Raw genomic sequence first — 24,659 nt, 5'->3', positions numbered from 1 at the left:
ACGGTTGAACGTGTTAACGAAAGGGTAATCCTTCTTTGAGTAATGACTCCACTACCAGCGGTTCCGTTGAGCGTCCCCGTGTGCGCCGGGTTCTGCCGTCACTGTATTTTGGTGTTCTTTTTGTCCCTTCATCGTTTGGTGTTTTGTTTACCTGGACAGGGCCCTTCGCGGAGTCTTTTTCTTTGGTCTCGATGGCTTTCCTATACCTTCTGATGCTTGTGTGGGGCTTAGCCGTGGTTCTTGAGTTGGAACGGCGCAGCTGGTTGTGGCGGCGGGTGCGTGACAGGAAGTGGTGGGCTGTGTTCGTGCTGTTCACTCTTCTGGCCGCTACATGTGCGGGTGTGAACCCGATACTTACAACGTATGAGCTTCCCTCAAATATTATGTGGGGTTATACCGCGTTTTCGACGGTAGCTATTGTTGTGGGCATCGCTTGTTTGTGGTGGTGGCCCTTAAAACCGGGAATGTATGAACAACTCGTTGTTCAACGAGACCAACCTGATCCTGAACTTGATGTTGAGGAAGAAGAGGAGCCAGAGGAGGGGCGCAGGAGCTTGTGGTGGTACCTCTGGTGACCGTAACTCAACCACAGTTTGCTGTACTCAACGAGGATGGAGAGCAGATGAGATCGGGCCGCGCAACCAAAGCACTCACTGAGGGTGGGGCAACTGCAGGGAACCGGGCCACTCGGCGAGTGGAAGAAATAACACTCAAAGGGTTTGAGGTTCGTGAAGATCCCTCTGATTTCATCTCGGTGGACATCACAGGCCGAGGGAGGATTGATCTTTACAACGACGCTAAACTCATTGAATATTCATGGTTGTTCGAGAAAAGCGTTTTCCGTATCGCCTTTCGAGAGTGCGAATCCGGCGACATCATAGACTTTCAGTTCTCGGGAATCCGGAACCTTGTGGCCGTGCCGGATGCAGACGAAACGCCGCTGCCCGTGCCCCCAAATATCGAGTTTGTTCGGTTCGTTTTTGGTTCATATCATCTCGATATTGAGCCGAATCCTGATTGGCAGAAAAATGTTGAGTTCTCCACGAACCTGATGATCTATCGGTTCTGGGCAGAACAAGTGGAGGTTCGTGTAAGAGACAGGACCGAGGGGGCAGCGACTCACACATGGTAAGAAACTGGGCCGCGTATTCGAAACGCTGGACTGTGCCGTGGTGGACCGTAGTGGGAGCCTCAACAACCGGTGGCACCGTCGTAGCCATTTCCGCTGAAGATGTCCTCTTCTCAGTGATTGGTGGTGCCGCGACTGTCTTTTGTTTAGTCCACTTCGCAAACGCGCTGAGTGTCATGCTGATTCTCCACGATCACACACTGGAGTACCGCGTGTGGTTCAAGCGGCATCGTGTTCCGGTATCAAACATTTCATCGTTGACTGAGGAACGTTGGGACGGCGGGTGGGTCCTCATCGGTGACGGGCCAAAAAAGATCCGAGTCCTGACTATCCGATTGAAGCGCAGCAACGGTGAATATCGCACCTTAGATTTCGCGTTCATGCCAAGGAAGCACCTCAACCAATTGGTTGAAGACATTCACGCCGTGGCACCACAACGCATCAAAGGGTACAAACCAAACACGCAGCATCCCCAACGCCCCATATGCCCCCAGCGCCCCCTACGCCGCCAGCGTCAAGCCCTCAGTGATTAACGCTGCACCCAGGGAACGTCGGGGTCGGCGTAGTGGGCCCAGCCGTTGGGGTGCCACCAGGTGTGTTGGTGGGTGGCGATGCTGGTCACGAAACTGGGGTAGTCCACGGGTGCCCCCCATGCGACGCTTGCGACTGCGGGTAGGCGCGGTAGGAGCATCGTCATGATGTCATGTGGGGTGCGGATTGTTTCTGTCCACAGGCACGTCTCCACACCTGTGATTAAGTGGCTGGGGATAACCGGCATCGCCGCGGCGGGCGTCCACTCGTACGCGGCCCGCAACGGTACAAGCCCCGCCCACGTTAACCCCAACGGAAAGTCAGGGACCGGTTTCAGGTCAAGGTAGGTGTGGTAAGCCGGTGACGCAATCACCTCAACACCGGTGTGTTCAGCAGTGTGAGCAAGGTGCGCCAGGTTGTCTTGGTTGAATTCGTGCGTCCAATACTGCACCTGGGTTCCCTCAGGCAGGGGGGAGCCTGCCGCCTCTTGCCACACCACAAGTTTTTTGCCGTGCGCCGCGACCAGTTCACCGAGCCTGCCCATGAACTGTTCATACTCGGGGCGGGAAACCTGCTTCACCTCATCCCCGCCCACATGCAAGTATTCGCCGTGGGTGGTGCGCGCCAAGCTGCCCACAATGTCATCAAGGAGTTCCCACGTGGCGTCGGCGGTCAGGTTCACCCACGAGAACCCCACATCAATCCCCGCATAGGGTTCACGCGGTTTCCCATCCGGTGACACCTGAGGGTAGGCGACTTGCAGGGCGTGTGTGTGGCCTGGCAGGTCAATCTCCGGCACAACGGTCATGGCGTGCGCGGCGGCGTATCGTTGGATCGCCTCGTAATCCGCGAGGGTGAGGTACCCGCCCGCCCCGCCATCCACATCGTTAGCGGATGCCCGTTCCGTGAGCGCCGGGTGCCCGTCAATTTCGATGCGCCACCCCTGGTCGTCGCTCAGGTGCAGGTGCAGGCGGTTCAGCCCGTAGGCGCTGGCCACATCAATAACACTGGTGATGGTGTCCACACCGAAAAAGTGCCGCGCTACGTCAAGCATCACCCCGCGTGTGGGGTAGGTGGGTGCGCTGCGTGCTGTGAAACCTTCCGCGCCGGGGGTGCGTAACGCCTGGATCAGGGCGTTCACGCCGTAAAAGGCGCCAGCTGGGTCAGCGGCAGTCAGGTCGATGCGCTCCCGTGTTGCGGTGAGCTCAAAACTCTCAGCGGGGAGGGAACGGTCATGGGTTGCGCTGACTGTGCGAAGCGGCGCGGCGGGTGCCGTGTGCCCGATGCCCGTAACTGTCCCATCAGCATGACCTGTTGCGGCCGTGGTGGGGGAGGGGGTGTAGGTGGTGAGGAGGTGGGTGGCGGCGTGTGGCGCCCACCCGTTGAGGCACTCAGCGAGCGCGGCGTGTTCGGCTGGTGTGAGTGGTGGCAGGGGGGTGTTGTCGCTGGTGAGGTGTTGGGGTGTGGGGATGATGTGGGTGGGCATCGTTGCCTCCTTGGTCGTGATGAAACCGTAACGCAATCTGGTGTGGAGCGGCCTTGACGTTAATTAGTAAGTAAGGTGTACTTACTTTATGGCACGGATCACGACAAGTACAGGGCGGCGAGCAACACAAACCCGCACCGGCGCGGAATCAACCAAAGTTCTCCCAGCAGATGTGCGGCACCTGCACCGCACCCTGCTGCTCACCCACCTGTACAAATCGGACCCCAAAAGCCGGGCAGACCTTGCCCGCGCCACCGGGCTCACCCGTGTCACCGTCTCCGACGTGGTCACTGACCTCCTCGACCGCAGCCTCGTTCGCGAGGTTGGCACCCGCCCCGGAACACGAGTGGGTAAACCAGCCACACTCGTCACTGTGGACTACGAGTCACACGCCATTGTGTGCCTCGACCTGTCCAGAGAAACCGAGTTCCGAGGGGCAGTAACCACACTGAGTGGAGACATCATCCACCGCGAAGCTCTCACCCTTGATGAGCACAAAGGCGACGATGCCCTAGCCAAGGTCATCACCCTCGCCAAAAAACTCATCACCTCAACCACCTCTCCCGTGGTCGGTTTAGGGGTGGGGACCCCCGGTATCGTCAGCGCCGAAGGGGTGGTGCGCAACGCACCAAACCTTGGTTGGCGAGACCTCAACCTTGCTGAGGTACTCCACCGTGAGTTAGGTGTTCCCGCGTACGTAGCCAACGACGCTGACACCGCTGTCCTCGCGGAAAGTACCTTCGGGGCGGGGGACGCCACCGGCCTCATGCTCGTGCAAATCGGGCATGGTGTGGGTGCGGGGATTCTGTGCGACTCCCACCTGCTGCGCGGGCCGGAAGGCACCGCAGGGGAAATCGGCCACGTGCGCATCAGTGATGACAACGTGCCGTGCTCCTGTGGCCGCACCGGATGCCTCGAGGCGTACCTCGCGGCCCCGAAACTCAGGGCCCGCATCGAAGGATGCGCACCTGACCAGGTGGCCCGCGAACTCACTACCGCAGGGCAACAACTAGGCCGCATCATCGCCCCAGTGACCCAAGCACTAGGGATCTTTGATGTTGCCCTGCTCGGCCCCGAGGACCTCCTCACCCAGGAATTCCTCACCGCAACACAAGAAGCCGTCCACGCCACCACGAGCCACTTCATGGACCGTGACGTTGTGATTCGGCTATCTGCCCTCGGGCATGACGGTGTCATCCACGGCGCCGCAGCCCACGTCTTAGCCGGTGAACTCGGACTGTCATAACCTGCAACACTTCACGATTCCCACCCACGTGACAGTCCTTCACCACGCGACCTGAAAGGACACCACCCATGAAGTTCTCCCGCATGGCTGCACTCGCACTAGCCTCAACCCTGGCATTAACCGCCTGCTCCAGCGAAAGCACCACCGAAGAACCCGACGCAACCGGCAGCGAACAAGGCGGGGAAATCACCGTCTGGTTAGCCGGTGAAACAGACACCCCAGAACCAGCCGTCACCTGGCTCAAAACCGAAGCGAAAGCCCAATACGACATCGACGTCACTGTGGAACGCATCGGCTGGGGAGACCTGCTATCCCGAGTCACCACAACACTGGGAGACACCTCCCAAACCCCAGACATTGTGGAACTGGGCAACACCCAAGTCCAAGCGTTCACCCACGCTGGCGGGTTCGCTGACATCACACCACTATGGGACGAGCTCGGCGGCGACAGCCTCGCCCTGCAAGGCATGGTGGAAGGCGGGTCCGTTGAAGACACCCTGTACGCTGCGCCCTACTACGCCGGTTCTCGCGTTGTGTTCTACGACGCCGCTGACGTTGACGAAGCCCCCGAAACACTCGAGGACCTCACCGAACTAGCAGCCTCACTCAACAAAGACGGACACTCCGGGTTCTACCTTGGTGGTCAAGACTGGCGTAACGCCATCTCCTGGCTCTTCGCCTACGGCGGCAACATCGCCACCTATGACGGTGACCAATGGGTTGGGCAACTCTCCTCCCCAGAGTCCCTTGCCGGACTGGAAGCCGTGCAAGAGCTCTACCAAACCGGAACTCAAGCCCCCAAAGACGCCACCGACGCTGACACCTGGGTGCCCTTCAACGAAGGCCGCGCATCCATGTTCATCGCCCCAGGGTGGGCTGCCGGACTCATCGAACTCGACCAATGGTCCGCATTTGCCCTACCCGGCGCTGAAGGCGGGGCAGCACCCGTGTTCCTTGGCGGGTCAAACATCGGTATTTCAGCAGCATCAGACAACCAAACCGGTGCCCAACAAGTCATGAAACTCATGCTCTCCGAGGACTACCAACTGATCCTCGCAGAAGCTGGCCTGACCACCATCTACCCGCAGCACGCTGACCTCGCTGCCGGAGACCCCGTGAAAGAAGCCTCCGCTGCCGCAGCAGCAGACGGCAAAATCACCCCAGCATCACCACAATGGGCTGCGTTCGAAGAAACCAAAACAATGGAAGAGATGTTCTTCGAAATCGCCAACGGAGGCGACGTCGCAGAAATCGCCGCTAAATACGACGAGATCATCACCAGCGCTCTGAACTAGCCCACACTCCCGCCGCGCGGGTCGGGGACTGACCTCCCCGTACCCCGGCCCGCCCGGCGGCCCTTGTCACAGGAGGAACCATGCCGAACGTGGCCAGCGACTCAGTCGTGCCCCCGGCAGCGCCCCCTCGAGCGCCATACCCTGTCCACCTTGGACACCGGATCGAGGACCTACCCACCAGGGCAACCCGCCGCAGCATCGGCCCCTACCTGCTGCTCCTACCCGTCATCATCGCCCTGATCTTAGCGTTGGCCTACCCCCTAGGCCGCCAAATCATCATGTCCTTCCAAGGGTTTGGGCTAGCACAACAACTTGGCACCGCACCGCCAGAATGGGTGGGGTTCGCCAACTACCGCACCCTACTCACCGACCCGGCGATCTGGACCGTCATCGCCCGATCCATCGCGTTCTGCTTCGTCAACGCATCACTGACCATGGTCATTGGCACCGCGCTCGCCACCCTAATGACAAAACTCTCCACAGGTGTGCGCATCGCACTATCCACCTCACTGCTGTTCGCCTGGGCAATGCCCGTCATCGCAGCGATGACCGTGTGGGAATGGTTATTCAACTCCGAATACGGGGTCATCAACTGGCTCCTCACCCAACTCGGGTTGGACTACACTGGCCACTCCTGGCTCACCAACCCGCTATCCTTCTTCTTCGTCGCGACCGTCATCGTGGTATGGATGTCCGTGCCCTTCGTGGTGTTCTCCGTGTACTCCGCCCTGACCCAAGTCAGCGAAGAAGTCCTCGAAGCTGCCGCCCTCGACGGCGCAGGCGGGTGGCAACGCTTCCGGCACATCGTGCTCCCCACCATCATGCCCGTACTCTCCGTCGTCACCGTCCTCCAAATCATTTGGGACCTGCGCGTCTTCACCCAAATTTTCTACCTGCAAGGCGCCGGTGGCCTCGCCTCCAAAACAGACCTACTCGGCACATTCATCTACCGCCTCGGCATCTCCCAATCCGACTACGGCCTCGCCTCCGCGGTGGCACTCTTCGTCCTCATCCTCACCCTCGTCATTACCTCAGGGTATGTGCGCTCACTGTTCAAGGAGGCAGACGCATGAGTAAGCGCCTCGCCAACACCCTCGGCATCATCCTGGCGTTGCTGTGGATCTTCCCCGTCTACTGGATGGTCAACACCGCTTTCCTGCCCGCATCCCAATCACGCAGCACCACACCCACATTCGTGCCCTTCGGAGGCGACTTCTCCGCCTTCAGCCGCGTCCTGACCCCCAGTTTCATGAACTCCCTGTTCCTGTCACTGCGCGTCACCCTCCTCGTTGTGGTCGTGGCACTGATCTTCGCGTTCCTCGCAGCGCTCGCGGTGTCACGGTTCCGATTCGCCGGGCGCAAAGGGTTCATCCTCACCATTTTGATTGTGCAAATGATCCCCGCCGAGGCCCTGTTCATTTCCCAATACAAAATGCTCCAAGGCTGGGGGCTCCTCAACTCCGTCGCAGGTCTCTCACTGCTCTACGTCGCAGCTGTCCTGCCCTTCACCGTGTGGATGCTCCGCGGATTCGTTGACGGCATCCCCGCCGACCTCGAACAAGCCGCCATGATCGACGGATGCTCCCGAACCTCAGCGTTCTTCCGCATCACCTTCCCACTGCTGGCACCAGGGCTCGTCGCCTCAGGGGTATACGCGTTCCTCCAAGCCTGGAACGAATTCACCCTCGCCACCGTCATCATGAACCCCTCCACCAAAACCCTGCCCCTGTGGTTGCGCGGACTAGCCATCCAATCCAACCAAGCCACCGACTGGCCAGGAGTTATGGCAGGGTCCGTGCTCGTCGCCCTGCCCGTCATCATCTTCTTCATGCTCGTCCAAGGCCGCATGACATCAGGTTTGGTGTCCGGCGCAGTCAAGGGCTAGCCCCCAAAAGCACGAAAGGCCACCACCCGTGGAAATCGTCATTCACGAATCACCCGAACAACTCGCACGCCTCGCAGCCAGTGTCATCACCGACACCCTGCGCACCGAACCCCACCCCGTCCTCGGGTTAGCAACCGGCTCATCACCGCTCCCCATCTACGCTGAACTGATCCGCCTGCACCGCACCGACAACCTCAGCTTCGCCCACGCCACCGCATTCACCCTCGACGAATACGTTGGCCTACCCCCCGACCACCCCCAGTCCTACCACCAGGTCATCCGCGAAGAACTCACCACACACATCGACATCCCCGACACCGCCGTCCACTCACCAGACGGCGACCTCACCCGCATCACCACCGCAGGGGAACGCTACGAACAAGACATCACCGCAGCCGGGGGCATCGACGTGCAAATCCTGGGGATCGGAACAGACGGCCACATCGCCTTCAACGAACCCGGCTCATCACTGCGCTCACGCACCCGCATCAAAACCCTCACCAACCAAACCCGCCAAGACAACGCCAGGTTCTTCGACACCCTCAACGACGTGCCCATCCACGCACTCACCCAAGGGTTAGGGACCATCCTCGAAGCCCGCCACGTCGTCCTCATCGCCACCGGCCAAGCCAAAGCCGATGCCGTAGCCGCCATGATTGAAGGGCCACTGACCGCCGCCTGCCCCGGGTCCGTCCTGCAACTCCACAACCGGGCCACTATCCTCATCGATGAGGCGGCAGCAGCGAAACTGCAGCACGCCGACTACTACCGCACCTCCTACGAGCGGAAACCGTCATGGCAGAGGTTGTAACCGACACGCTTGTGGTAGCCCTCGACATAGGCGGCACAAACAGCCGCGGTGAAGTCCTGCGCTGGGGCAACGCCACCTTCTCCGCACCACTAGCCCAAGCATCACTGCCCACCCCCACCAACGACGGGGACGGGGCAGTCACCACCATCATCACCCTGTGCCACCACCTCCTCGATGCCCTACCCCCAGACCAACGCACCCTCGTCGCAGCCATCGGGCTAGGAGTGCCAGGGGTACTCGACACCGAGGCGGGCATCGTGCGCATGGCATCCAACCTCGGGTGGGTCAACCGGAATATCGCCGCAGAAATACACGCAGCAACCGGCATCCCCGTGTACCTCACCCACGACGTCACCGCAGCAGGCACCGCCGAACAACGCCTCGGCGCAGGGCGCGGAGCCGACGACGTCATCGCGATCTTCCTCGGCACCGGCATCGCCGCAACCATCACCACCGCCGGGCACCTCATCACCGGGGGGACCTTCCCCGACGGAACCCAACAACCCGCCGGAGAAATAGGGCACCTCCCCGTCAACCTCGACGGCCCCCCATGCGCCTGCGGGCAACGCGGATGCCTCGAACTGTACTGCTCCGCCCGCGCCATCGGACACCAATACAGCCGCGCCCTCGGCATCGACCCACACGGCGACCACGCAAAAACCTCACGAGACGTCGTCGCGAACCTCGGCACAGACCAACTCGCCCGCGACATTTGGGAATCAGCAACCCGCTACCTTGCCCACGGGCTACTCACCGTCACCGTAGCCGTCGGGGCAACCCGCATCATCATCGGTGGGGGACTATCCCAAGCCGGGCGGGTTCTCACCGACGCCGTACGCCGCCACCTCACCGAACAAACACGCGTCACCCACGTCCCCCACATCGTCACCGCTGAACTCGGCCAACGCGCAGGAGTGCTCGGCGTAGCACTGCTCACCCTGGACCGGCTTGTGTGATCTTCCCAGCCCAGCGCACATCGGGCACCCACACCCCAACAGGTGCGGGCACACAAGCACACAGCAGGTAGTGGGGTTGCAGATGTGCAAACCCCGCCGCCCGCCTATCGTAGACCTGCAGGTTTCGCCCGCCGCCACGAGGTGGGCGAACACCCGTAAGGCCGAGAAACACCACGAAACAACGGTGTTTCACGACACCAACGAGAGGCAAACACCGTGACAGACCCCCGCGAACGCGCCCGCCAAGCCTTCGAACAATCAGGGATCCCCGTGCAATTCACCGAGCACGGGCCAGTGTCCAGCCTCGAAGAAGCCGCACAAGCACGCGGCGTTGAACCCGCAGACATCGTCAAAACACTCGTTGTGCGGCGCGGAGAGGACGACTACCTGTTTGTGCTGGTGCCAGGGCACCGCCAAATTTCGTGGCCCAAACTCCGTGAGCACCTCGGGGTGTCCCGCCTCTCGATGCCCGACGCAGCCGTGGCCCGCGATGTCACCGGCTACGAACGCGGAACCATCACCCCCTTTGGTGCAACCCGCGCATGGCCAGTTATCGCAGACGCCACCATCGCCGGCCGCACCATTTCCATTGGTGCTGGAGCACACGGGGTCGCCGCCACCGTCGAAGCTGATGACATCATCATTCACCTCCACGCCGAGGTTATTGACGTCACCGAACCCGCGAACTAACCACCCTTCACCTGCAGCCGCCGGTCACGCGGAGGCAGCCGTGATGGCTTTCAAAATCCGCTTCTCTGACACGGTTTGATCGGTCCCTAAATGTTGGGCGAACATCGACACGCGTAGTTCCTCAATCATCCACCGCACCTGCGCTAACGCTGGGGGCACACCTGTTGGAGAAGCGGCTTTAGCCGCAACCGCACGCTCATATTGTTCAACAACGTTGGCGATCCGCCACGCAATTTCGTTATCTCGGTGCACAGAATCGGCGGCTTTCTCCAACCGGTGTACTTGTGCGCGGATAAACCGCACCAGGTGGCGAACCTGATCTGGTGGGGTCGCAGAAATGAACCCGTCATACACCAGTGCGTCACGCACCGAACGGATGTCCTTCAACGTTGCCAACATCGCCAGAGACGACTGTTTCTTGATCGCCACATCCAGTTCCCTGGTCGCGGCGAGGGCCGCAACAATGTCCTTCGCTACCCGGTACGTTTCGTCTTCTAATCCTTGCCGCACTGTGGCAAGAGCTTGCCGGTACGCATCGGCGTCGCGAATACCCCCAGCATCAGGTAACAACGCCTGTACTGCGGCCCGTTGCAAATCCATCACCAACACGTCGTTGGACGGGTACGGGCTGGTCGCGAACGTTAACGCTTGGGTGGGAGTCCACCGGGTAGTGATTCGCGAGGTACTCAACGAGGTTGCCTGCACAATCAACTCCACCACAGCCCGCCCATGCACGCTGCGCTGCTGGTCAGGGTGGGTTAACACATCCAACGTCACGGTGTTATCGCTACCCAAACTCAACGCAGGGTACCCGCGCACCGCGAAGCCGCCTGGCCCACTACCGTCCAAAACATCAGGCAACGTGGGGTAGTCCGCTGGCCAGGTTGTTAACGCGACCCCAGTCCCAGTGAACCCGCCCCCCGTCGTGGCACCAGCGGTGCTGGACGCCCCAGTTTCCCCCGCCGATGCCTGCTGTCCAGCCCCAGCCGTGGCATCGGCACCGGCTTGTTTGTCAGCGAGGTGGGCGGCGTTGGCGCGCGCTTCCGCGAGTGCTGTGCTGACCGCTGTGTGCACGGCGGAGGATACGGCTTCTTTGGATTGTGCGGCGAGGGTTTTCTTCAGGTGCGTCAAACTGGTCGATTGTTCGAGCACTTCTGTGACGCTGCGTTTACCCCGGTCAACGGTTGTTTCTACGGAGAACAGGATGTGCACGTGGGCAGGTAAAGCCGCTGGGTTGAACGCTTCGGGTGGGATGTCCACGTTGCGTAGCGCGTACGCGGCTTGGGTGAACACATCAGTGAACTGGGGGGCGCTGTCGCCTTGGTGGACGAGTGCTTCCCAATCGGGGTGCTGCTCGGTGATCCACGCGGCGATGGCACGCGCAGTATCAGGGGCGGGCACTAGTTCGCGCCGCCACGTTTTGGGCAGGGCTTTGATGGTTGCGGTACACAGCTCGGTGAGGAGGCCTGGGACGAGCCAGTCGAACCCGCCTTCTTCGACCCGGTTAAGTACTTGGATGGGGATGTGTACGGTCAGCCCGTCTGTGGCCGCCCCGGGTGTGTAGGAGTAGGTGATGGGGAACGTGAGGTCTTTTTGCCGCCACACGGTGGGGTAGAGCGCGTCGACGCGCTCGTCATCGACGGGTGGCAGGAGGTCGTCACGGTGCAGGTTGAGGAGGCCGGGGGTGTCGCGGCGTGCGCCTTTCCACCACCGGTCAAAGTGTGCGGCTGACACCACGGAGTCGGGGATGCGGGCGTCGTAGAACTCAAACAGGACGGTGTCGTCAACTTCGGTTTGGGTTGCCCGGGTGCGGGCGTAGAACTCTTCAACCTCGGCGATGATGTTTTTGTTGTGCCGCCAAAATCCGTGGTGGGTGGACCATTGCCCCTCCACCAGGGCGTGGCGAACGAACATGTCCCGGGCGGCGGTTTTGTCTACGTGGGAGTACAGGATCGGCCGGTCGGTGACGATCGGCACCCCGTAGAGCATCACTTTTTCACGGACCATCGCGGCGCCACGTTTTGTCGACCAGGCCGGGTCAGAGTAGGTGCGTTTCACGATGCCCGTGGCGAGTTCTTCCGCCCATTCGGGTTCGATTTTGGCGACGTCTCGCGCCCACAACCGTGAGGTTTCAACCAGTTGCGCTGACATCACCCATGCTGGTGGTTTCTTGGACAGGGGTGAGCCGGGGAAGATCGCGAAGCGGGTTCCTCGTGATCCGAGGTATTCGTTGCGGGCCATGCGTTTGGCGCGCCGATCCGAGGAGGTTTCCCGCCCTGTTTTGTGGGTGGCGACTTCGGTGGCTTCTTGCATACCGATCTGGGAGAGCAGCCCGGCCAGGATGGACCGGTGGATCGCTTCACCATTCCACACGTACCGGGTGTCTGGGCCGGTGGGCGCATCGGGCTCGTTCCGCTGCCCTATTCCCTGCGGTTCCCGCGCTCCCGTTCGCTGCGGTTCCCGCGCCTCCCCTCCATCGAAAGTGGGATTGTGCCCACTTTCCCTTTCGAAAGTGGGCACAATCCCACTTTCGTTTCGTGACGGGCTGGGGGAGGTGGCGATGGCCTCACGAACGGGTTGGGGTTGGTTCCCGCCGCCGTCGATGCCCATGCTGCGGGTCATGTCTCGTAGTTGGGACACGACGTCTTGCCATTCGCGGATGCGCAAAAAGTTGAGGTATTCGCTGCGGCACATGCGCCGGAACGCTGAGGAGGATAGCGCGCGTTGTTGGGCGCGCAAGTATTCCCACAGGTTGAGGTAGCTGAGGAAGTCCGAGTGCCCATCCACGAACCGGCGGTGGTAGGTGTCGGCGTCTTCGCGGGCTTCGCTGGGGCGCTCTCGGGGGTCTTGAATGGATAGGGCGGCGGTGACGATCATGACGTCGCGGGCGCATCCGCGGCGTTGCGCTTCGATGATCATGCGGGCCAGGCGCGGGTCAATGGGCAATTGGGCGAGTTGACGCCCCACGGGGGTCAGTTCGGTGCCGCGTTTGCCGGAGGTCAGTGCGGAGAGTTCTTGGAGTAACGCCACACCGTCACGGATGGCGCGGGTGTCTGGTTGGTCAACGAACGGGAACCCGGCGAGGTCGTTGGGGTTACGCACCACCCCAACGGACACCATGTGCAAGATCACGGAGGCCAGTGAGGTGCGCAAAATTTCTGGTTCAGTGAACGCTGGCCGTGATTCGAAGTCTTCTTCGGAGTACAGGCGGATCGCGATGCCTTCAGCGACACGACCACACCGCCCAGAGCGTTGGTTGGCGCTGGCTTGGGAGATGCGTTCAATGGGGAGGCGTTGAACTTTGGTGGCTTTTGAATACCGGGAGATGCGGGCCGTGCCGGGGTCGATGACGTACCGGATGCCGGGGACGGTCAGGGAGGTTTCGGCAATGTTGGTGGCCAGCACGATGCGCCGGTTGCTGTGTGCCTGGAATATGCGGTGTTGTTCCGCTGCGGATAGGCGCGAGAACAGGGGAACGATTTCGGTGTAGCCGGGTTGGCGGGGGTCTGTTGCTCGTGCACCGAGGTGTGATGCGAGGGCGTCGTGGGCGTCGTGGATGTCGCGTTCCCCAGAGAGGAACACCAAAATGTCCCCCGGGCCTTCTGCCATGAGTTCGTCGGCGGCGGCGCACAGGGACGTCATGAGGTCCGGGTCGTCGTTGCCTCGTTTACCGGTGCCGTCTTCGGTGCCCAATGATTCGCCGTCGAGGGGGCGGTAGCGCACTTCAACGGGGAAGGTGCGCCCAGAAACTTCAATCACCGGTGCGGGAGTGGATAACCCGGCGGCAACGGCTTCGGGGCCGCGTTCACCGTTGGGGCCAGGGGCCGCGAAGTGTTCAGCGAACCGTTGAGAGTCAATGGTCGCTGAGGTGATGATGACTTTCAGGTCTGGACGTTGGGGGAGCAGGTTTGTCAGATACCCCAACAGGAAATCAATGTTGAGGGAGCGTTCGTGGGCTTCGTCAATGATGAGAGTGTCATACGCCAAGAGTTGCGGGTCTCGCTGGATTTGTGCCAGCAAAATACCGTCAGTCATCACTTTGACGAGGGTGTCTTCACTGGACTCATCAGTGAACCGCACCTGATACCCCACGACCTTACCCAGCGTGGTGCCAAGTTCCTCAGCGATGCGTTCCGCGACGGACCGTGCCGCAATACGTCGTGGCTGGGTGTGCCCAATCTGCCCGGCACGCCCACGCCCCAACTCAAGCGCGATCTTCGGGATCTGCGTGGTCTTCCCTGACCCGGTTTCCCCAGCAACAATAATGACCTGATGCTCAGCCAGTGCGGTAGCGATCCGTGCGCGCTGCGCAGAAACAGGCAACGCCTCAGGGTAGGTGATTGTCCCAATATCAATACGCGCCCGATGCTCAGCTCGCCGCCGCAGAGCCGCAAGATTCACGTGCGGCGTACCAACAGAGTGCTGGTCACGCTGAGCGTTGCGGGCAGGACCACGCCGTGGACCACGGCGGCGGTTGCTGCTCTGAGAGCCAGCACCATTCTTGACGTTCTTCGCGTCGTTGGCAGTGGCAACTGGGGTGTCGCTACGCGGTTGGCGCTGCGAACGCTGGGGATCAGGCGGGGTGGACATCGTTTCCATTGTTGCAGGCTTGCCGGTGGCACCGCATGGCTTTATCGCACATCGCAGGGTTGTTGAGATCACACAGTAGGTGTGTGAAGGGCTCACCACGGAGCGACGTGCAGAAACACGGCAAACGTTTTACACCAGTGAACATACCGAGACTGACACCATATTCAGTCACGCACAAACAATGACGAAATCCAAATCATGAACATGCTGCACCGTCAACCAACCGCCACAGTCAGTGGCCACTACCAGCACACTGCAATGTCGCTCATCATTGCAGTTGTTGCTGCTCTCATCATCATGATGAACCCGGCGGTGCAGCATGCTCACGCCAACGAAAGCACCGCCGACTTCATCGCTGTCACCAAAACAGTGGACCAGGAAACCGTTGGTCCAGGTCAACCCTTCACCTACGAACTCACCGTGACCTGCGGTGACCTGGACTGTAGAAATGTGTGGCTCGTTGATGAGTTCCCCACAGAGTTGGAAGGCTTCGCGATCACCAACATCGACGTGCCCACACAAGGTGTGCCCTACGACATCCAATGGTTTGAAGACGGCGACCCACGTGAAACCACCCCCGAACGCATCGGCACCGCAACGACCCTGCAGGTAGCGTTCCCCACTAGCAGTGAAACAGAGGAACCCGGCGACGGTTCGACCAGTGACCCAGGTGATGGGTCAACCACCCCACCAGGCGACGACGATGAACCCCTGCTCCTGCGATCCACAATGTTCACCGACTCAGGGTCATCAGAACTAACCAGCGGGTTTTCCTTCACAATTGCCGTGACACTGGAAGTTCCCGTCAGCAGCGACATGTACAGCGACCAATTCACCGTCGTCACCAACACAGCTCACGCCAGCGCAAGCAGCAACTCCGACACCTACGAAGCTCACGACAGTGCGACCATCACCATCGGCAACACCACAGACCTCGCAGTAACCCTCGACGGAAACTGGTCCCGCAACACCCAACTCTTCGAACCCGGCCTGCAATCCACCATCACCATCACAGCGCAAAACACCTCACCTCGACCAGTCGACTACATCGGGATATCCCTCCCCGAAATCGACCTCGCCAAAGGCGCCCCCAGGCCCACCGCAGGACTATTCGACACCATGAACTTTGTCGACTTCGGTCCTGCCACCATGCCTGACGGGTGCATGACCTACAACCGCCTCGTCTCCGTTGACCCCACCGCACACGACCCATGGGAAGGCGGGCAAACCACACACCCAACCACCCTGCCCGAAGGCATCAACCCCCAAGACGTCGTAGCCCTCCACATTGAATGCATCGGTGTTATCGAACCCGGCGACACCATGACCCTGACCTACACCGTCGAACAACGCGCCACCACCCGCGACGGCACCCCCATCACCGCCACCGACCGAAACATCGAACTCACCGCAACCGCAGCAGTCGCCACCGACAACACCAGAGAAGTGCGATTCGCCCGCCTAGCCCGCACCACCACCGTGACCTACCCAGAACCACAGATCACACTGACCGGGAAACTAGCGCCACTGACTGTAGAACCCGGCAACAACATCACCGTGCCACTCGACATCACCAACGGTGAAGCCCCCGCACGCGCCATGACCATCACCGTCAACGACCCAGAGTTCTTCTCCACAGGACTCACCCTCGCAGGGTTCAACGACCCCATCACCTTCCCCACCGGCACCACCAACGCCGCACTGACCTACCACTACCGTGACGGCAGCGAACAAGACGTCACCATCGACAACGAACACACCACCCCAACACCGCCCCACACCCCTCAAGACACCACAGGCTTCACCCTCACCTTCACCGGCAACACCATCCCCACCGGCGCCACAGCAACGCTAGCCCCACGCATCTCCACCGAAGCAGTACGCACCACCGAAACACAAACCCGCACCACAAACATCACAGCCACGTCCACCACCCCAGCAGAACAAACAGCAAACACAACCCGCACACTCGAACTCGTCATCGCCCCCACACACACGCCGCCCCCAACACCCGCCACACCAGACACCACCACCCCAGACCCCATCGAAACAGCCAGCGGCAACAACGACTCAGAAACGACCAGCAACACCCCACGCGAAAAAACCACCCAACCCACTACCACCGGCACCACCCCACCATCGGCCGCCACAACGCCACTGGCCAACACCGGCACCACCCCCGCCGCCCTCATACCACTAGCCCTCGCCTTCACCCTCACCAGCATCGGCCTCATACTCACCACACGCCGCCGCCACACACCCCACCACCAGCGGTAAACCCCACCACAAAAAACATTTCGCACCCAACGACGTTGCGAGATCCTCATTACATCCGCTCCTGAAAAGCAGGTACCAGTCGCTAGGCTTGGCTACAGGCGCCCTGGCAGGACAGCCAGAACGCGCACTGAACAACACAAGGAGCCACCACATGGCGCGCACCCGTGCCCGCACCCTCAAGGTCGCAGCCCTCAGCACCGTCGTTGCACTCGCGCTCGCAGCCTGCTCATCCTCATCACAGGACACAGCAAACACAGAGCCACGTGACTCCGTGGTTTTCGCCATCGCTGGCGGAAACCTCGAAAACGGACACATGGACCCGCACTCCAGCCAACTGGACGTGTCTGCGTACGTGCAACGCAACGTGTTTGACTCCCTCGTTGCGATGAGCAGTGACGGCGAACTCATCCCATGGCTCGCCACCCAATGGACAGTCAGCGAAGACGGTCGCACCTACACGTTCACCCTGCGTGACGACGTCACCTTCCACGACGGTGAACACTTCGATGCAGCCGCGGCAGTGCGCAACTTTGAGCACATCCAAGCCGACGAAACCGCCTCAGCCCAAGCGCTAGCAATGATCGGCGGGGAGCTCTTTGACCGTGCCGAAGCAACCGGCGACTACGAACTCACTCTCCACCTCACCGAGCCGTTCGCCCCACTGCTGACAAACCTGACCACCGCCTTCACTGGGTTCTACTCACCAGCGGTCTTGGACGCACACAGCCAAGACGACATTAAAGCTGGTGGCCCAGAAGTATCGGTAGGAACCGGCCCATACAAACTCACCGAGTACACCCCCGCACAACAAATTGTGTACACGGCCAACGAGGACTACGCGTGGGGACCAGCACTCACCGACAACGCCGGCGAACCGCTGGCTGCAAACCCCGGAATCACCACGTTGACAGTGCGGATTCTCCCCGAAGAATCAGCCCGCATCGGGGCGCTTCAATCAGGCCAGGCTGACATTTCCGTTGACCTGACCGCCAATGCGCTCACCCAACTCGGTGATCTGAACTCTCAGAACGCACCAAGCCCAGGGATGCCATACTCGGCGATCCTCAACTGGTCACACGGCCACCTCAGCGACCAAAAAGTCCGCCAAGCCGTGCAAGTAGCCGTCAACCTTGATGAGGCTGTGCCCGCTGCCCTTGGTGATTCTTTCCAACGCTCTTGGTCAGTGCTCAGCCCCTCCACTGTGAACGCATTTGACGAATCAACGGTCGGATCATGGCCCTATGACCCAGAACAAGCCAACACCCTGCTCGACGAGGCAGGGTGGAGTGAACGCGACGCCGACGGCTACCGCGTCAAAGACGGCGAACGCCTGCGCCTTGAGTGGCTGAGTTGGCTGCCATTCTCCGATGAAAAACGCGCATTGGTGACGTTCCTCGTTGATGACCTGAAAAAGGTTGGTGTGGAACTCGTTCACGAGGCTGTGGAAGGACCGGACTATCAAGCCCGCTACTTCAGTGAAGAAGAAGGCATGATCCTCGACTTCGACATCACCGACTGGGGTTTTGCCTCGCTCGATGGTGACGTCATGCGTCAACACCTGCACTCTGCCGGGTACCAAAACGCCACCACCGTCGCTGACAGTGACCTAGACGCACTGCTCGAAGAAGCAGCCACCACAACCGACCCCACGCAGCGCCTCGCCTTGTACGGACAAGTACAACAGTGGAACGTGGAAAATGTTGCCATGATCCCGCTGTACTCACCGCAGTTCATCACCGCGTGGAGCGACTCCATTTCGGGTATCGCCTTCGACCGTTACGGGTGGCCACTCCTGCACGGAATCAGCGCAACCAACTAACATCACCGCATGACCCTGTCCGCCCGCACACGAACCGCCCTGCGCGGTGCAGCCCGCTTCCTTGGGGAAGCGGGCCTCGTGTTGTGGGCGGCAGTAACGTTAGCTTTCCTTGTCCTGAAAGCCGTGCCAGGTGACCCAGTAGATGTCATGCTGGGCCCACTGTCCTCAGCAACCCCTGAAGCGCGCGCAATGATTCGCGCGGACCTTGGGTTAGACAAACCTCTTCCCACCCAATACGCCAGCCACCTTGGTCGCATGGTCACCGGTGACCTTGGCATGTCCTACCAACAACAACGCCCAGTCAGTGACATCCTCACCGAGCAACTAGGTGCCACCATGGCGCTGGCCGCTGCGGCGATGGTGTTAGCGGTGGTGCTGGCGTGCGGGGCCGCGCTCGTGACCAGGCGCGGGTGGTTACGGGGGGTCGCAGATGCCACTGAACTCCTTGCCGTGTCTGCCCCCGTGTTTTGGACAGCTCTTGTTTTGGCATCGGTATTTAGCTACCAACTGGGGTGGTTTCCCATTGTGGGCGGCACCGCTGCGCAACGCGTCATCCTGCCCGCTATCGCCCTCGCTTTACCGGTTGCTGGGGTTTTGGCGCAAGTGCTCCGCCACGGCATGGACCAAGCAGAATCCCAACCCTTCGCAGTCACCGCCATGGCACGGGGAGCGTCACACCGCCGCCTCACCTCTCACCACCTGATGCGCCACGGGTTCGCCTCCACGTTGACCCTCAGCGGCTTCCTGTTTGGGTCCCTGCTGGGTGGTGCGGTCATCGTGGAAACAGTGTTCGCCCGCCCAGGGATTGGGCGCGTTGCCCTCGGTGCGATCACTAACCGTGACTTGCCTGTGGTGATGGGGGTTGTGGTGTTCTCCGGCATCGGGTTCCTCATCATCAATGCGGTTGTCGACGTCCTTGCACGTGCCGTTGACCCGCGCCTGCGAAAGGCCGCCGATGCGTAACGTGGCATTGGCCCTCGCGGCTGCGATTGTGCTGTGGCTAGGTGTCGCAATGCTCGCCCCCGCCTGGCTGACCTCGGGTGACCCGCTAGCCACCCAAACATCAGCGGTACTTCTGCCACCCAGCGCGGAGCACTGGTTTGGCACCGATCAGTCCGGGCGCGATGTCTACACCCGGGTTGTTTACGGCGCCCGCGATTCACTGCTGGTTGGTTTGCGTGCAGTTGCCATTGCCATGGTGTGCGGGGGGCTCATCGGCACGGTGGCAGGTGTTGCACCCCGATGGGTGGACCGGATAGTGAGTCGTCTGCTGGAAGTGACCATGGCTTTCCCCGAGTTCCTCCTCGCGCTCCTCGTTATTGCGGTGTTGGGAAAAGGTGCCAACTCAGTCGCATTGGGTGTCACTGTGGCGATCATCCCCGCCTATGTGCGTCTCGCTAGGGTTACCGCCCGGCAATTACGGTTCTCGGGAGCCGTGGATGCGGCAACAATCCTTGGTGTGAGTTACCCGCGTGCCGTGTGGCGGCATGTTGCACCCCAGGTCGCCGCAGGGTTACTGGGGTTGGGCATCGTCGGTTTTGGATCAGCCATTGTTACTGCAGCGGGTTTAAGTTTCCTCGGGTTGGGGATCAGCCCACCAGCCCCAGAATGGGGTGTCATGATGTCTGAGGGGAAAAACCAGTTAGCGCGCGCCTGGTGGATCACGTTCTTTCCCGGCTTGGCCCTAGCGGCCACTGTGGTCGCGGTGTCTACGCTTGCCCGCCCCCTGCAACGCCGCCTCGCAACAGGGAACGCCCATGATTGAGAACACCACACCGGGTGCGCCCACCGCTCATGTTGCTGATGAACCGTTGTTGAGCGTCACCGGCCTGCGCGTGACCGCTGGATCCCAGGCACTAGCTGCAGAGGTGTCCTTTGACCTGGACCCTGGCCACTGCATCGCGTTTGTTGGTGAGTCAGGGGGCGGAAAATCACTGACTGCCCGCGCCCTGATCAACCTGCTCCCACCCGGTGTGGCGGCTAGCGGGCAGATCACCTACGCTGGGCGACACCTCTACAGCCCGCGCCCCGCGCCGGCGCGCATCTGGCGTGCTGTGCGAGGAGCAGGGATCGCCTACATTGCGCAAGACGCCCTCGTGTCCTTAGACCCGCTGCGCACTGTAGGGGATGAGGTTATCGAAAGTGGGCTCATCCACCAGCAAGCACAACAACGCACAGACGCCATCCCTTTGCTGCGAAAAGTCGCTTTCCCCGAGCCAGAACGACACCTCACCCACCGCAGCCACCAACTGTCTGGTGGAATGCGACAACGTGCGCTCATCGCCTCGGGGCTTTCAGCTAACCCGCGCATCCTTATCGCTGATGAACCAACAACCGCTCTCGATCAAATCACCCAACAACGGATCGTGGAGTTGCTGCAGCAGATTAAACGTGAAGGTACCGCACTGATCTTGGTCAGTCACGACATCAATGTGGTGCGCCATGTTGCGGACACGGTACTCGTTTTTCGCCAAGGCAGCGTTGTGGAACAGGGGCCAACCTCCACGGTTCTTCAGCGACCATCAAGCCCCTACACTCAAGCCCTGATCGATGCCGCCCGCCTCCCCGGAGAACCCACACCCAAGCCCGTAATTGACCCAACTGCCACACCGCTCATACGGGTTGTTGGTGTCACGAAAACGTTCACTACCCGCAGCGCACTCACTACGACCACCACAACAGCCCTCGACAATGTCTCCCTTAACCTTCACGCGGGGCAAACGCTTGGGGTCCTCGGAGAGTCAGGGTCAGGGAAATCAACCCTGACTCGCATTATCCTCGGGTTAGATATCCCCACCGCAGGCGCAACAATCATGGGCCCTTCCCCTCACAACCCGGCCCACCGTGCAAAGGTCGGGTGGGTGCCACAAGACCCACTATCCGCCATGAACCCCCGCTGGCCAGTGGCCCGCATCATTGCTGAAGGTGTGAACCCTCGAGCTCCGCGGCAGGTCTCACAGCAGCACATTGATTCTCTAGCCGAACGGGTTGGCCTCAGCAGCAGCCTCCTGATGCGGCGTCCACACCAACTGTCAGGCGGGCAGCGTCAACGGGCTGTCATCGCTCGGGCACTGGCGGGCAATCCTGACATTCTTGTGTGCGACGAGGCGACATCGGCGTTGGACGTCACGGTGCAGGCCCGGATTCTTGACCTGATACATCAGGTTCAAAGCGACCTTGGGGTCGCGGTGTTGTTTGTTTCCCATGATGTGCGAGTGGTTCGCAGGATCGCGCATGACGTAGTTGTGATGCGCAATGGGCGGGTTGTGGAGGTTGGGCCAACGCGGCAGGTTTTCGATGCACCCACCCATCCGTATACGGTTGATCTCCTTCGCAGCGTGGCACCCTAGCCCACCTTGAGTGTGTGAGTCAATGCCCCACTGAGGTTTTGAATGTTGCCCACAATGTTGGAACAGTGGGTTCAGTCACGCCAGAACACGAAGGAGGGAACCATGACTACCATCGAAGCAACGATCAAGGTCGATGTTCCACTGACGCAGGCGTACAACCAGTGGACTCAGTTGGAGGATTTCTCAACGTTTATGCACAACGTTGAGGACGTCAACCAATTGGATGAAACACACAACGAATGGGTTGTCTCGGTTGCGGGAGTTGAACGCCGCTATCGCACAGAGGTGATCCAACAACAGCCAGACGAGCGGATCGTTTGGAAGTCACTCGATGAGCCCGTGCATATGGGCATTGCCGAGTTTGACGAGCTTTCACCAGAGTTAACACAAGTGCGTGTTGCACTCGATTGGGAGCCCGGCGGAGTCGTCGAAAGCCTCGGTGCCATGTTCGGTCGTGACCGTGCGGCAGTGCAGTCGGCATTGGAAGAGTTCAAGGAATTCATCGAGGGGCGTCACGATGCCACAGGAATGTGGCGAGGAACTGTGAACCCCAACGGAGAAGGCGCCATGTCAACGATGGAGCAGCAACCAACGAGCCCTGGCCCCGATTCCACTGAAGTCCACGAGGAGGAAACTCCTGAGACTCCAGTGAATCCGGGACCGTCGCACGAACCGAAGCACCGTCAGTTTGATCCTGAAACTGAGGAGGTGCTTCGTGCCCAACAGGAACGCCGCATTGATGAGTGGCGCGGTAACCAGCGGGTTTGAGTTGCTCTAGCGAGAAGCTGGCTTAGCTGGCGGTTCTGGAGTGATGATCAGGCCGCCAGCTGAGTTAGCTGTTTGAACGAGAAGAGCTATCCAGTCTCGATTGACATCAGTTGACGACAGTTGGTCGAATTCAAAGACCATCGGCACAGTGTGACTGATCCACACAGATTTCTCTTGGTCGCCTTCACGCCAACTCATGAGGAAATCCTCGTTGCGACGCATCTTTGCTGTGAGAACGATCCGCAGGTGCGTGAGCGTGCGGTCGTCGAATTCATAGCTATGTGGTGGTGTGCCGTAGTGAAAAAAAGCCATTAGTCGTCCTTTGAGGCAGCAGAAGGCACTGGGTTCAGCGGCGGCAGATCATGGTGGTCCGGCACGGGGATTTGTGATCGCCGTTGATGTATTTGCATGGCTTCGGCTTCAGAGATAACAACCAAGCCGCCTGGTGTGTGAGACTGCTCAGCCATAATCTCCAGCCACACCTGGTTGAGTTCTGGTGGCCGGGAACCTGAAAAACGAAAAGCAAGTGGTATTGCTGGTGATACCCACAATGAAAACCTTCCCGAACCTGAAGCCGGATCGGCTTTCCAGGTGAGAAAGAAGCTCTCATTGCGTCGGAGCTTAGATCCCATGGCGATCTTCACGTGAGCCAGTAACCGATCGTCGAACTCGTAGTCCTCACCGGCATAGATTAAATGACCCATGCGGTAATTAATACCTTACAGACTCGCAGAGCACAAATGTTCTGTGCAATTCCCATCCGAGAAGGAAGGTGTGAGAAACATGACGGCAGAACGAACCCACAATGGCCACCCACATTCCCAGCAGATCGAAGATCCTCGGACGCGTTTCCATTCTTCTTCCTTTCCACAGCAGGAACAAGAGCAACCTGCCACCACAGACGAGATGGCACCGCAACCGGACCATGGTGAGAAGACCTACCGGGGATCCGACAGGCTTGCTGGTCACGCGGCTCTGATTACTGGTGGCGACTCAGGCATCGGGCGGGCAGTAGCAATTGCTTATGCGCGTGAAGGCGCTGATGTTGCAATTGTCTATATGCCTGAAGAGCGTGAGGATGCGCGAGCAACTCATGAAGCAGTAACAGCTGCGGGGAGGAAATGCCTTCTCCTTGAAGGAGATGTGCGCAGTGAAGAGTTTTGCACCAACTCCGTTGAGGAAACGCTCAAAAAATTTGGAAAGCTTACAATTCTCGTTCTCAATGCCGGTTATCAAAAAGACCGCGATGGTATTGAAAACTTGCCAACGGAAGAATTTCAACGAGTATTTGAAACAAACATTTACTCGATGTTCTGGATAACGCGTGCAGCTGCTCCACACATGCCACCGGGGTCTTCAATCATTAGCACCACCTCTATTCAGGCGTTCAACCCGTCGCCGAACTTGGTCGACTATGCAATGACCAAGTCAGCGCAGGTAGGGTTCACAAAAGCGCTCGCCCAAGAGCTCGGCCCCAAGGGTATCCGAGTGAACGCTGTAGCCCCTGGACCTATTTGGACTCCACTTATTCCAGGAACTGAATGGGATGTCACCCAATTCGGTGCAGACACTCCGCTTGGGCGCGCTGGACAGCCCGCAGAGTTGGCAAGCGCATATGTATTTCTCGCGGAAAATAACGCGTCGTACGTCTCCGGCGCAGTCATCCCGGTGACCGGCGGTAAGGGGCTATAGCCGCCGAATAAACACCAATTTTTCGTGAAAAACTGAAGGGCACTGCCGCGCAATTCTCCACCGCGTACATGTGGAAATGAGGGAAGTGTGGCAGTGCCCTTGGTGGTGTCCAGCGCTCACGCCGAGAGCTAGCG

At 60.1% G+C, this 24,659-nt stretch carries 21 protein-coding genes; 17 read left to right on the top strand and 4 right to left on the bottom strand.

The annotated features are described in order from the left end of the window. Positions 1–35: 35 nt before the first annotated feature. Genes G538_RS0100620 through G538_RS0100610 form a run of 3 tightly spaced genes read left to right on the top strand, consistent with a single transcriptional unit; the run spans position 36 to position 1,662 of the window. The gene (locus G538_RS0100620; protein ID WP_157544242.1) at positions 36–575 is read left to right on the top strand and encodes a hypothetical protein; all 540 of its coding nucleotides are present in this window, start codon (positions 36–38) and stop codon (positions 573–575) included. Next, the gene (locus G538_RS0100615) at positions 572–1,132 is read left to right on the top strand and encodes a hypothetical protein (protein ID WP_157544241.1); all 561 of its coding nucleotides are present in this window, start codon (positions 572–574) and stop codon (positions 1,130–1,132) included. Before G538_RS0100620 ends, G538_RS0100615 begins: the two co-directional genes overlap by 4 nt. Then, positions 1,126–1,662, top strand: coding sequence for a hypothetical protein (locus G538_RS0100610; RefSeq protein WP_157544240.1), 537 nt, complete (start codon positions 1,126–1,128; stop codon positions 1,660–1,662). Before G538_RS0100615 ends, G538_RS0100610 begins: the two co-directional genes overlap by 7 nt. Here G538_RS0100610 and G538_RS14315 read toward each other — a convergent pair. Next, positions 1,659–3,146, bottom strand: a complete 1,488-nt coding sequence (locus G538_RS14315) for a family 20 glycosylhydrolase (RefSeq protein ID WP_051196412.1) — start codon at positions 3,144–3,146, stop codon at positions 1,659–1,661. The genes G538_RS0100610 and G538_RS14315 overlap by 4 nt on opposite strands. A gap of 88 nt (positions 3,147–3,234) precedes the next feature. Here G538_RS14315 and G538_RS0100600 point away from each other — a divergent pair, with 88 nt between their 5' ends. The 7 genes from G538_RS0100600 to G538_RS0100570 all read left to right on the top strand — a co-directional run bounded on the left by G538_RS0100600 (position 3,235) and on the right by G538_RS0100570 (position 10,029). Beyond that, positions 3,235–4,392, top strand: a complete 1,158-nt coding sequence (locus tag G538_RS0100600) for an ROK family transcriptional regulator (RefSeq protein ID WP_029067785.1) — start codon at positions 3,235–3,237, stop codon at positions 4,390–4,392. 68 nt (positions 4,393–4,460) lie between these two features. Beyond that, positions 4,461–5,687 carry an extracellular solute-binding protein gene (locus tag G538_RS0100595; RefSeq protein WP_029067784.1) on the top strand — a complete coding sequence of 409 codons (1,227 nt, stop codon included), beginning with the start codon at positions 4,461–4,463 and terminating at the stop codon, positions 5,685–5,687. Positions 5,688–5,767: 80 nt separating this feature from the next. Beyond that, positions 5,768–6,760, top strand: a complete 993-nt coding sequence (locus tag G538_RS0100590; RefSeq protein WP_029067783.1) for a carbohydrate ABC transporter permease — start codon at positions 5,768–5,770, stop codon at positions 6,758–6,760. Beyond that, positions 6,757–7,572: a carbohydrate ABC transporter permease gene (locus tag G538_RS0100585; protein WP_029067782.1), complete on the top strand. Its 816-nt coding sequence runs from the start codon at positions 6,757–6,759 to the stop codon at positions 7,570–7,572. The genes G538_RS0100590 and G538_RS0100585 overlap by 4 nt, the downstream gene beginning before the upstream one ends. Positions 7,573–7,600: 28 nt before the next feature. Continuing rightward, positions 7,601–8,383: a glucosamine-6-phosphate deaminase gene (nagB, locus tag G538_RS0100580; protein ID WP_029067781.1), complete on the top strand. Its 783-nt coding sequence runs from the start codon at positions 7,601–7,603 to the stop codon at positions 8,381–8,383. Next, positions 8,368–9,339, top strand: a complete 972-nt coding sequence (locus G538_RS0100575; RefSeq protein WP_029067780.1) for an ROK family protein — start codon at positions 8,368–8,370, stop codon at positions 9,337–9,339. Before nagB ends, G538_RS0100575 begins: the two co-directional genes overlap by 16 nt. A 216-nt stretch (positions 9,340–9,555) precedes the next feature. Further along, positions 9,556–10,029, top strand: a complete 474-nt coding sequence (locus G538_RS0100570) for an aminoacyl-tRNA deacylase (RefSeq protein ID WP_029067779.1) — start codon at positions 9,556–9,558, stop codon at positions 10,027–10,029. A 24-nt stretch (positions 10,030–10,053) separates the two neighbouring features. Here G538_RS0100570 and hrpA read toward each other — a convergent pair whose 3' ends face one another. Next, the gene (gene hrpA, locus G538_RS14310) at positions 10,054–14,619 is read right to left on the bottom strand and encodes an ATP-dependent RNA helicase HrpA (RefSeq protein ID WP_169514070.1); all 4,566 of its coding nucleotides are present in this window, start codon (positions 14,617–14,619) and stop codon (positions 10,054–10,056) included. 198 nt (positions 14,620–14,817) lie between these two features. Between hrpA and G538_RS0100560 the strand changes: the two genes are divergently transcribed. From G538_RS0100560 to G538_RS17135, 6 genes are all read left to right on the top strand, one after another. Further along, on the top strand, positions 14,818–16,896 hold the full coding sequence (locus G538_RS0100560; RefSeq protein WP_029067778.1) for a COG1361 family protein: 2,079 nt from the start codon (positions 14,818–14,820) through the stop codon (positions 16,894–16,896). Between the two features lie 151 nt (positions 16,897–17,047). Then, positions 17,048–18,715, top strand: a complete 1,668-nt coding sequence (locus G538_RS0100555) for an ABC transporter substrate-binding protein (RefSeq protein ID WP_029067777.1) — start codon at positions 17,048–17,050, stop codon at positions 18,713–18,715. Positions 18,716–18,724: 9 nt separating this feature from the next. Next, positions 18,725–19,678 (top strand): ABC transporter permease, encoded by a 954-nt coding sequence (locus G538_RS0100550; RefSeq protein ID WP_035832710.1) that lies wholly within the window; start codon positions 18,725–18,727, stop codon positions 19,676–19,678. Continuing rightward, positions 19,671–20,480 carry an ABC transporter permease gene (locus G538_RS0100545; protein ID WP_029067775.1) on the top strand — a complete coding sequence of 270 codons (810 nt, stop codon included), beginning with the start codon at positions 19,671–19,673 and terminating at the stop codon, positions 20,478–20,480. Before G538_RS0100550 ends, G538_RS0100545 begins: the two co-directional genes overlap by 8 nt. Continuing rightward, entirely contained in the window at positions 20,473–22,065 is a 1,593-nt protein-coding gene (locus tag G538_RS0100540) for an ATP-binding cassette domain-containing protein (protein ID WP_051196411.1), read from the top strand. The genes G538_RS0100545 and G538_RS0100540 overlap by 8 nt, the downstream gene beginning before the upstream one ends. Positions 22,066–22,167: 102 nt before the next feature. Beyond that, on the top strand, positions 22,168–22,833 hold the full coding sequence (locus G538_RS17135; protein WP_169514069.1) for an SRPBCC family protein: 666 nt from the start codon (positions 22,168–22,170) through the stop codon (positions 22,831–22,833). A 6-nt stretch (positions 22,834–22,839) separates the two neighbouring features. On the opposite strand, the gene G538_RS0100530 is transcribed toward G538_RS17135, so the two are convergent. After that, a complete protein-coding gene (locus G538_RS0100530; protein WP_029067773.1) occupies positions 22,840–23,145 on the bottom strand; it encodes a DUF7882 family protein in 306 nt (101 codons plus the stop codon). Further along, positions 23,145–23,537, bottom strand: coding sequence for a DUF7882 family protein (locus tag G538_RS0100525; RefSeq protein WP_029067772.1), 393 nt, complete (start codon positions 23,535–23,537; stop codon positions 23,145–23,147). Before G538_RS0100525 ends, G538_RS0100530 begins: the two co-directional genes overlap by 1 nt. 79 nt (positions 23,538–23,616) lie before the next feature. Here G538_RS0100525 and G538_RS0100520 point away from each other — a divergent pair, with 79 nt between their 5' ends. Further along, positions 23,617–24,525, top strand: a complete 909-nt coding sequence (locus G538_RS0100520) for an SDR family oxidoreductase (protein WP_029067771.1) — start codon at positions 23,617–23,619, stop codon at positions 24,523–24,525. The last annotated feature ends 134 nt before the right edge of the window (positions 24,526–24,659 follow it).

The organism is Jonesia quinghaiensis DSM 15701 (genome assembly GCF_000423205.1).
Taxonomy (GTDB): domain Bacteria; phylum Actinomycetota; class Actinomycetes; order Actinomycetales; family Cellulomonadaceae; genus Jonesia; species Jonesia quinghaiensis.
The sequence above is the reverse complement of the archived record's forward strand: the minus strand, read 5'-3'. Positions and strand labels throughout refer to the sequence as shown.

Excerpts from the sequence above, each read along its gene's own strand:
- G538_RS0100610 (WP_157544240.1), top strand. The coding sequence starts at position 1,126 with ATGGTAAGAAACTGGGCCGCGTATTCGAAACGCTGGACTGTGCCGTGG.
- G538_RS14315 (WP_051196412.1), bottom strand. The coding sequence starts at position 3,146 with ATGCCCACCCACATCATCCCCACACCCCAACACCTCACCAGCGACAAC.
- G538_RS0100600 (WP_029067785.1), top strand. The coding sequence starts at position 3,235 with ATGGCACGGATCACGACAAGTACAGGGCGGCGAGCAACACAAACCCGC.
- G538_RS0100595 (WP_029067784.1), top strand. The coding sequence starts at position 4,461 with ATGAAGTTCTCCCGCATGGCTGCACTCGCACTAGCCTCAACCCTGGCA.
- G538_RS0100590 (WP_029067783.1), top strand. The coding sequence starts at position 5,768 with ATGCCGAACGTGGCCAGCGACTCAGTCGTGCCCCCGGCAGCGCCCCCT.
- G538_RS0100585 (WP_029067782.1), top strand. The coding sequence starts at position 6,757 with ATGAGTAAGCGCCTCGCCAACACCCTCGGCATCATCCTGGCGTTGCTG.
- G538_RS0100575 (WP_029067780.1), top strand. The coding sequence starts at position 8,368 with ATGGCAGAGGTTGTAACCGACACGCTTGTGGTAGCCCTCGACATAGGC.
- hrpA (WP_169514070.1), bottom strand. The coding sequence starts at position 14,619 with ATGTCCACCCCGCCTGATCCCCAGCGTTCGCAGCGCCAACCGCGTAGC.
- G538_RS0100560 (WP_029067778.1), top strand. The coding sequence starts at position 14,818 with ATGAACATGCTGCACCGTCAACCAACCGCCACAGTCAGTGGCCACTAC.
- G538_RS0100555 (WP_029067777.1), top strand. The coding sequence starts at position 17,048 with ATGGCGCGCACCCGTGCCCGCACCCTCAAGGTCGCAGCCCTCAGCACC.
- G538_RS0100550 (WP_035832710.1), top strand. The coding sequence starts at position 18,725 with ATGACCCTGTCCGCCCGCACACGAACCGCCCTGCGCGGTGCAGCCCGC.
- G538_RS0100545 (WP_029067775.1), top strand. The coding sequence starts at position 19,671 with ATGCGTAACGTGGCATTGGCCCTCGCGGCTGCGATTGTGCTGTGGCTA.
- G538_RS0100540 (WP_051196411.1), top strand. The coding sequence starts at position 20,473 with ATGATTGAGAACACCACACCGGGTGCGCCCACCGCTCATGTTGCTGAT.
- G538_RS17135 (WP_169514069.1), top strand. The coding sequence starts at position 22,168 with ATGACTACCATCGAAGCAACGATCAAGGTCGATGTTCCACTGACGCAG.
- G538_RS0100530 (WP_029067773.1), bottom strand. The coding sequence starts at position 23,145 with ATGGCTTTTTTTCACTACGGCACACCACCACATAGCTATGAATTCGAC.
- G538_RS0100525 (WP_029067772.1), bottom strand. The coding sequence starts at position 23,537 with ATGGGTCATTTAATCTATGCCGGTGAGGACTACGAGTTCGACGATCGG.
- G538_RS0100520 (WP_029067771.1), top strand. The coding sequence starts at position 23,617 with ATGACGGCAGAACGAACCCACAATGGCCACCCACATTCCCAGCAGATC.